At 48.1% G+C, this 6,635-nt stretch carries 9 protein-coding genes; 5 read left to right on the top strand and 4 right to left on the bottom strand.

Annotated features, from left to right (window positions below; translation table 11 throughout):
• Nucleotides 1-128 precede the first annotated feature (128 nt).
• Nucleotides 129-248 (bottom strand): hypothetical protein, encoded by a 120-nt coding sequence (locus tag AOG36_RS09305; RefSeq protein WP_306413975.1) that lies wholly within the window; start codon nucleotides 246-248, stop codon nucleotides 129-131.
• Here AOG36_RS09305 and AOG36_RS09015 point away from each other — a divergent pair.
• The gene (locus AOG36_RS09015) at nucleotides 196-339 is read left to right on the top strand and encodes a hypothetical protein (protein WP_238374882.1); all 144 of its coding nucleotides are present in this window, start codon (nucleotides 196-198) and stop codon (nucleotides 337-339) included. The two genes, AOG36_RS09305 and AOG36_RS09015, sit on opposite strands and share 53 nt — an antisense overlap.
• An 85-nt stretch (nucleotides 340-424) precedes the next feature.
• On the opposite strand, the gene AOG36_RS09010 is transcribed toward AOG36_RS09015, so the two are convergent.
• Nucleotides 425-658 (bottom strand): alpha/beta hydrolase, encoded by a 234-nt coding sequence (locus AOG36_RS09010; RefSeq protein ID WP_015106838.1) that lies wholly within the window; start codon nucleotides 656-658, stop codon nucleotides 425-427.
• 560 nt (nucleotides 659-1,218) lie between these two features.
• Here AOG36_RS09010 and AOG36_RS09240 point away from each other — a divergent pair.
• From AOG36_RS09240 to AOG36_RS04455, 4 genes are all read left to right on the top strand, one after another.
• Complete coding sequence (locus AOG36_RS09240) at nucleotides 1,219-2,055, top strand: sulfatase-like hydrolase/transferase (RefSeq protein ID WP_015106840.1); 837 nt, start codon at nucleotides 1,219-1,221, stop codon at nucleotides 2,053-2,055.
• Nucleotides 2,056-2,128: 73 nt separating this feature from the next.
• Nucleotides 2,129-2,944, top strand: a complete 816-nt coding sequence (locus tag AOG36_RS04465) for a phosphoethanolamine transferase (protein WP_053825609.1) — start codon at nucleotides 2,129-2,131, stop codon at nucleotides 2,942-2,944.
• Between the two features lie 43 nt (nucleotides 2,945-2,987).
• The gene (locus AOG36_RS04460; protein WP_015106842.1) at nucleotides 2,988-4,085 is read left to right on the top strand and encodes an exo-alpha-sialidase; all 1,098 of its coding nucleotides are present in this window, start codon (nucleotides 2,988-2,990) and stop codon (nucleotides 4,083-4,085) included.
• Nucleotides 4,085-4,597 (top strand): hypothetical protein, encoded by a 513-nt coding sequence (locus AOG36_RS04455; RefSeq protein WP_015106843.1) that lies wholly within the window; start codon nucleotides 4,085-4,087, stop codon nucleotides 4,595-4,597. Before AOG36_RS04460 ends, AOG36_RS04455 begins: the two co-directional genes overlap by 1 nt.
• Here the strand turns inward: AOG36_RS04455 and AOG36_RS04450 are convergent.
• Both AOG36_RS04450 and rocF read right to left on the bottom strand, forming a co-directional pair.
• Complete coding sequence (locus tag AOG36_RS04450) at nucleotides 4,563-5,699, bottom strand: NAD-binding protein (protein WP_082334200.1); 1,137 nt, start codon at nucleotides 5,697-5,699, stop codon at nucleotides 4,563-4,565. The genes AOG36_RS04455 and AOG36_RS04450 overlap by 35 nt on opposite strands.
• Nucleotides 5,693-6,631 carry an arginase gene (rocF, locus tag AOG36_RS04445; protein ID WP_015106845.1) on the bottom strand — a complete coding sequence of 313 codons (939 nt, stop codon included), beginning with the start codon at nucleotides 6,629-6,631 and terminating at the stop codon, nucleotides 5,693-5,695. The genes AOG36_RS04450 and rocF overlap by 7 nt, the downstream gene beginning before the upstream one ends.
• Nucleotides 6,632-6,635 lie beyond the last annotated feature (4 nt).

The following is a 6,635-nucleotide window of genomic DNA, read 5'->3' as shown; positions in this document are numbered from 1 at the left end:
GTGCAGACATGAGAATCCTTTAAATAAAAATTACACTCGAAAATCAAACTTGCATGAAACAAGCAACAAAATCTTTCGAGCACTCTTAATATGATAAGACTTAACATCTAGTGTCTGTCAAGGTGGCTTTAGGGGACGCTCTGCTGTGTGAGCACAATGGAGTCTTTAGAGCCGTTCATGATAAAAAAAGGGGACATGTTTTTAGAAATACAGCTTGCAGGGTTAGCAAACTTCACGAGGTTAGGGATTTTAGAAATGGCAACGCACATGCAGCGCACTTCTGTGGAATTTGGGGCATTGACGGGGTGTTTTTCGTGTGGGGTTGCCCGTTTTGCTTGAACTGCGCGTCCATGGTGCTAAAGTCGATGGGCCATAAAAATCCACCACCGCTTGCACTTGGCTTGTCTGTGTGGGATTGCCATGCTTAAGTCCTCCAACTCGGGGTGCAGTGCCGTTGTGCCAAGCATACAAGCCAATTGTCCCCTGCCGAGTCGCCCCAAGCGATGATTTTATGGGGGTCTAGGTGGTATTGCTTGGCGTGGGCTTTAAGAAAACGCACGGCGGCTTTAAGGTCGTAAATCGCCATAGGGAAGGGGGCTTCTTTAGAAAGGCGGTAATTGACGCTTGCCACCGCATAGCCCAGTTTTAAAGCGTACATTTGGGGGTTGATCTAGCCCGTTGCCTTATCTCCAAAGGCAAAGCCACCCCCATGGATGGCGAAAATCACGGGGAAGAGAGCTTTGCCCACTCTAGGTCTAGTTTTTGGGTTTGAGACTGTGTGGCGTAGGCGATGTTTAGGTATTTGCGCCCCACATTTTGCGTGTTAATGGGGTGCATTTTACCCCTTAAGGGGGGTGGCATGTGATCTATAATGTTTTGCGTTTTATCTAGGTTTTTAGCAAGGGCAAGTGTAGCCAGCACCACTAATCCAAGGGCTTTTAGATACATAAATAACGCTGATTGAATCTTTCTAGGTGGGCATATTAGCACATAGAGAGTGTTTTGGGGGGGTGGGGGTTTTGCTTAAATTATACAAAGGGTTTAGTTAGGTGTATGGGTTGTTCATCGCTTCCTAAAAATATTTTGTGCTTGGATGTATCGGTCTTCTTATTTATTTTTTATAGGTGTACTTTTGTGCTATGATGTGAACTCTTAACATCTCTATTTTGCTCCTAGCCTGTGTTACAATATAACTTTATTGATGCGTAAAGGGTCTAAATGGTTTTGGATAGACGCTTTTGGCTGATGTGGCTTGTGTCTGTGTGGGCGGCGTTTTTTTCTATGGATGTGCATATGGGTGGGGTTTTGAGCCGCCATGTACTCAAGGTCGCCTTTTATGGGCTGTTGTTCTTTTATCTGTGTTACTTTGTCTTGGACTTTTTGCCCGTCAAGTTGGAAAATGGACTAAAAAATGTGCTGCTCATCCTTAGTCTAAGCTTTGCCTTTTTGGACTTTTTCACCTCTCACTGCTTTAGCATGGGCTTTAACCAAGCCTTGATTGAAACCATTTTGGCCACCAATAGAAGTGAGATACACGCCTTTTTGGTGGGCGTGCTCTTGCCCCATATTGGGGTGCTCGTGGGTTTCCTGCTCTTTTGTGGGCTGTTTTTGTTCTTGATGCGCTTTAAAATTTCTCTCAAGTGCAGACAAGCAGGTTTGGTTTTTGCACTGTTTTTGGGCGGGATTACTGCCCACTCCATCCGTACAGGGTACAATTTGCAACAAGGCCCTAGCGGGTATGTGGTCAATCTCATCATCGCCTCCCACCTCACGCCCATTTTAAAGGAAACCACGGCCATCCTAGACACCATCCACAACCGCGCGCAAGCCAAACGCATTTATACCAACTTTAACCAACCCTACCCCAAAGATTATCTTGGCGTGGACAAAGACAGCGTGCCCAATGTGGTGCTCATCATCGGTGAGAGCGCATCCAGGGATTTTATGGGGATCTATGGCTACTCCGTGCCAAACACGCCATTTTTAAGTGGGTTGTTAAGAGAGAGAGAGAGAGAAGGCAATTTTGCTGACCCCAACCCTGCTTGCAAAACCTAATATAAACCAACCAGTCCCACCACCATCCAATCTTTTTGTTTTTCCCAATGTGATCGCTCCCTTTGGGAGTACGATGGCTGTTTTTCAGGTCCTGTTGAATTATGGCGATGCAGAGAACCACAACACCCCGTGGTACCAACAAAAAAACATAGGCAGCATTTTTAACCTAGCGGGCTATGCCACCTTTTGGTTAGACAACCAAGAAGAACCCGGGGCAAGCAACGCCTATAGCCTCACCGCGCACCACTTTGATCATTTGTTTTACACCCCCATTTCTTTTAAGAAACTCTACGATGGCGCGCTCATAGACACCTTTAACGACAAGGTCAAACCCAAATTGCAGACGAGGAACTTTATTTTATTCCACTTCATCGGCAGCCACCTGCTCTATAAGGAGCGTTTCCCCAAATCTTATGCCACATTCACCCCCAAAGACATCAACTACCAAGGTTTGCATGCCCACAACGACCAAGACAAGCAAATTGTCGCCGATTATGTGAACTCACTTTATTACACCGACCATGTGTTGAGTGAAATTTTTAAGTTGTTTCAAGGCAAAGATGCGATTATTTTTTATTTGTCTGATCATGCCCAAGACATTTTCCAGAGTGCTAGCACTTATGGGCATAAATGCTCAAGCTATGGCGTGGAAATCCCCTTTATGGTTTATGTGACCAGCACTTTTAAACAAAAGCACCCAGAGAAAGTCAAACTCATAGAACAAGCGGTGCATAAGCCCTTTATGAGCGATGATCTCATCCACACTTTGTTACCCATTGTCGGCATACACACCAAGGATAATTTGGAGAGCAAGGATTTATTCAGCCCGAAGTTTGACACAAAGAGAAAACGGGTTTTTTGTGGGGGGCAGGAATACAAAGCCCCTTAAGCGAACTTATGCGAAACTAGGGGCTTTAGTGTAAAGGTTTGGCATGCACATTTTTGCCTTTATTGCAATGCTCTTTGGAGTGTTTTGGCTCTTAAATCCCACAAAGCCCCCCATCAGTTTTATAAAACCCCCCACACTCACCAAAACCACGCCCCATTTTAGCCCCCCCGCCCTGTTGCCCACCCCGCCAGTTCAAAGCGTGCATTCAGCGAGCTTGAGTGCCCTAGGTAAGCACACCCTGCTGGCCGCCTATTTTGGGGGGAGCAAGGAGGCCAAAAGCGATGTGTGTATTTGGGGCAATCTTTACAACACGCAAACAGGGCAATGGAGTCAAGCCTTTAAACTTTTAGACCCAAGGACTCTTAGCCACCAAGCCCATGAGTTTGTGAAAATCCTAGGCAACCCCGTGCTCTACACACACCAAAATCGATTGTATTTGTTCGTGGTGGGGGCGAGTTTGGGCGGATGGGCGACTTCTAAAATCTATGTGTTAAGCGCGCCTGCCAACAAGCCCCAAGCCCTGCATTATGAGCAAACCCTACATTTAAGCCCCCTTTTAAATATCAGCCACTTGGTACGAAACCCCCCCACTCCAACCACAGACGGGGGCTTTGTCCTGCCCATTTACCACGAACTGGCTAAAAAATCCCCTGTGTTTTTAAAGTTTGACAGCCACACCCATCTGCAATTCTTGTTAAGGCCCAACTCTTTAAAGCAGCAACTCCAGCCAAGTCTCGTTCCTTACCAACATTGTGCCTTTGTAGCGTATCGAAGTTACAAGACAGAGCGTTTTTACACCCAAAGCTGTTTGGACTTTTGGCACTGGCAAAAGCCCCTTTTAAACAACCTCAGCAACCACGATAGCGCAAACACCCTCTTTAATGCTAATGGGGTGCTGTACCTCATTTACAACCAAGCTCTGCCCCACCACAAGAACGCAAGGGGTGCTCTACGCCTGGCGCGCTTGGAACCCAAAACGGGGGCATTCATGCCTTTAAAGATTTTAGATCGTAGCCAAAAAGGGGAGGTGAGCTACCCCTTTGTCATGCTCTTTGATAACCAAGTGCATGTGCTCTACACCAAGGAGCGCAAGGCAATTGCACACATGGTATTTAACCTTGCCTACCTCAAAGGGCTGTGATGGACGCGTTGTTTTTAGCCTTTTGTGCAGCGGCGTGGGTATTTGTTTGTGCTAATGTGCTTTTAAGCGTAGCTACTTTTGGGCTTTTGAGCGTGCCTTTTTTTGGTCTTAGTCTTAGCGGGGTGGTGGTGGGGCTCTTTGGGGGGGTGAGCACGCTTAGCCTGTGTTTAAGCGTGGGGGCCCTTATGGCCAAATGCGCCCACATGCCCTTTTTATCCCAAAGAGCCTATGTCTTTTTAGCCCTTTTTACTTTATTTGTCTTTGTGGATACCTTGGGGATTTTGCCCTTTGGCTTTGTCTATGGTGCTTTGGCCCTGCCAAGTTTATGCGCCTTTGCACTCTTGGCGTTTTTGATCGATCGGGCACTGGGGTGGTTGTTTTTGGGCGCGCTTGGGGCCCAGGCCCTAACCCACACAGTTGTGTTGTTCGTGGGCATGGCAGACATTTATTTGTTCTTAGGTGCTTGTGTGGGGCTATCTAAAGGCTTTTTAGCACGGCGCGCGCGTCCTTAAAGGGCAAATTAAAGGCTTTGGCGATGCCCTCTTGGGTGAGATAGCCCTGATAGGCACTAAGAGATCCTAGGGTGTTGGCCACCTCCTTGGTGTTGGCGGCCAAAAAGCCCTTTAAGCCATGCTCTAAGAAGTAGCGCAAATAGGGCAGGCTAGCTTGGCTGTAGGCGATGGAGCTGGTTTTTGCCACCACGCCGGGCATGTTGGGCACGCCGTAGTGGATCAAACCCTCTTGCACATACACGGGGGCGGAGTGGCTAGTTTGTTTGATCGTCTCCACACACCCGCCCAAATCGCAAGCTACATCCACCACCACGCCCCCCTTTTGCATGAGGGCCAAATGGCGTTTTAAAATGACTTTAGGTGTGCTGGTGGCGGTAACCAAGACCGCTCCTACAAGCCCCACCGCCCCACTTAGGGCGTATTTGATATTTTCCTCATGTACGGCTAGGACTTCTAAATGGTAACGCTCTGTGTAGGGATGGTTCTGCAGTTTTAAGGAATCTAGCTCTAGCACCACGACCTTTGCGCCCGCTTGGCTTAAGAATTTGGCCGCCTCTAAGCCCACCACGCCCCCGCCCACGACCACGACCTTTGCGACTACCTGCCCTACAAAACCACCTAGCAGCACCCCAAGCCCAAAAGTGCCCGGCAAATGCTCTAGGGCGAGTAAATAATGCTGCACCAAGTGCGCGGCCAGTCGCCCGGCGACCACGCTCATGGGCACGAGTACGGGGTAGTTATTCTTGGGCCCAGCTAGGGTTTCGGTACAAATGGAGGTGATTTTTTTATCAACAAACATTTGCGCTAGGGGCTTGTTGTAGGCCAAATCTAGGTAGCTAAAAAGTGTTGCACCCTCTCTTAGTAGGGCATATTCCTCCTCTAAAGGTTCTTTGCACTTAACCACCATGCTTTGCGCCCATGCCTCTTTGCGTGTTGCAATCTGTGCCCCCGCCCGCTTATAGGCCTCATCGCTATAGCCACTCATCAGCCCCGCACCCTCTTCAACAAGAACCTTAAAATGCGAGGCAATTTGCGCCACATCATGGGGCACAAGCCCCACCCTAAACTCACCATCCATGCTTTCTTTTACTAAACCTAACATTTGCCACCCACCACACATGCCACCTCTTCTAATAGTCCCCAAATGACCTCTTCATCGGGGTTCTTGCCATCCCAAAGCTCGGGGTTGTACTCGGTGAGCTCCACGCCCACCAAGCGTTCTTTAAACGCCACTAACAGCCCGTTTAAAAGCTTTTTTAACTCCTCGGGGTAGAGTCCGTTGTTCTCTCTTACCCCCGTAGAGCTAAAGATTTTACCATCTAAAACATCAATGTCTAAACTCAAATACACCAAATCCACGCCCTCCAAGAGTCTAAGACTTTGCGCTATGACGCTGGGCATGTTCTCTCTAATCTCAGCCACGCTAAAAAGCGGGATCGCATGCTCTTTGATCATCTTGTGCTCGCTAGCCTCCGTGCTCCTCACACCAAAATAAACCAAATGTTTAGGGTTAAACTCTAATGCCCCCCTAGGCAAGTCTAGGGTGCAAAGCCTCTCCCAGTATTCGATCTCTTGAGCACTTAGGGCATTCTTTCCTGAGTGGACCTTGTTTAAGACCATGCCAAGGGGCATGCCATGTAAATTGCCCGAGTCACTGTCGTAAGCCGTGTGGATATCGGCGTGCGCGTCTATGTATAAAATGCCTATTTTTTTATTTGGATGCACGGAGCGCAAGGCTTGGATGATCCCAAATGCCCCGGAGTGTTCGGCACTTAGGATCACGGGGAAAGTCCCCTTTTTAAACACCGCCCGCATGCTAGGGATCAAGCTGTCCTTGCAAAAAAAGTAATAATCCTCAAAGTTCTTAGCAAACCTAAAAAAATCCTCCAAAAAACACTGCTTTTGGCGGATCAAAACCATGTGCTCGCTGATCTCAGGGTGCTTTTCAAGCAACCTCTCTTTGAGTCTTAGCACCCCCACGCTACTCCCGTGTTTGCTCGCCCCAATTTCGGCAGTTAAAGTCGCTAGAATCATGTAA

This window comes from Helicobacter heilmannii (assembly GCF_001283065.1).
In the GTDB taxonomy this organism is placed as follows: Bacteria; Campylobacterota; Campylobacteria; order Campylobacterales; family Helicobacteraceae; genus Helicobacter; species Helicobacter heilmannii.
Note: the sequence above shows the minus strand (reverse complement) of the source record. Positions and strands in the feature narration are given on the sequence as shown.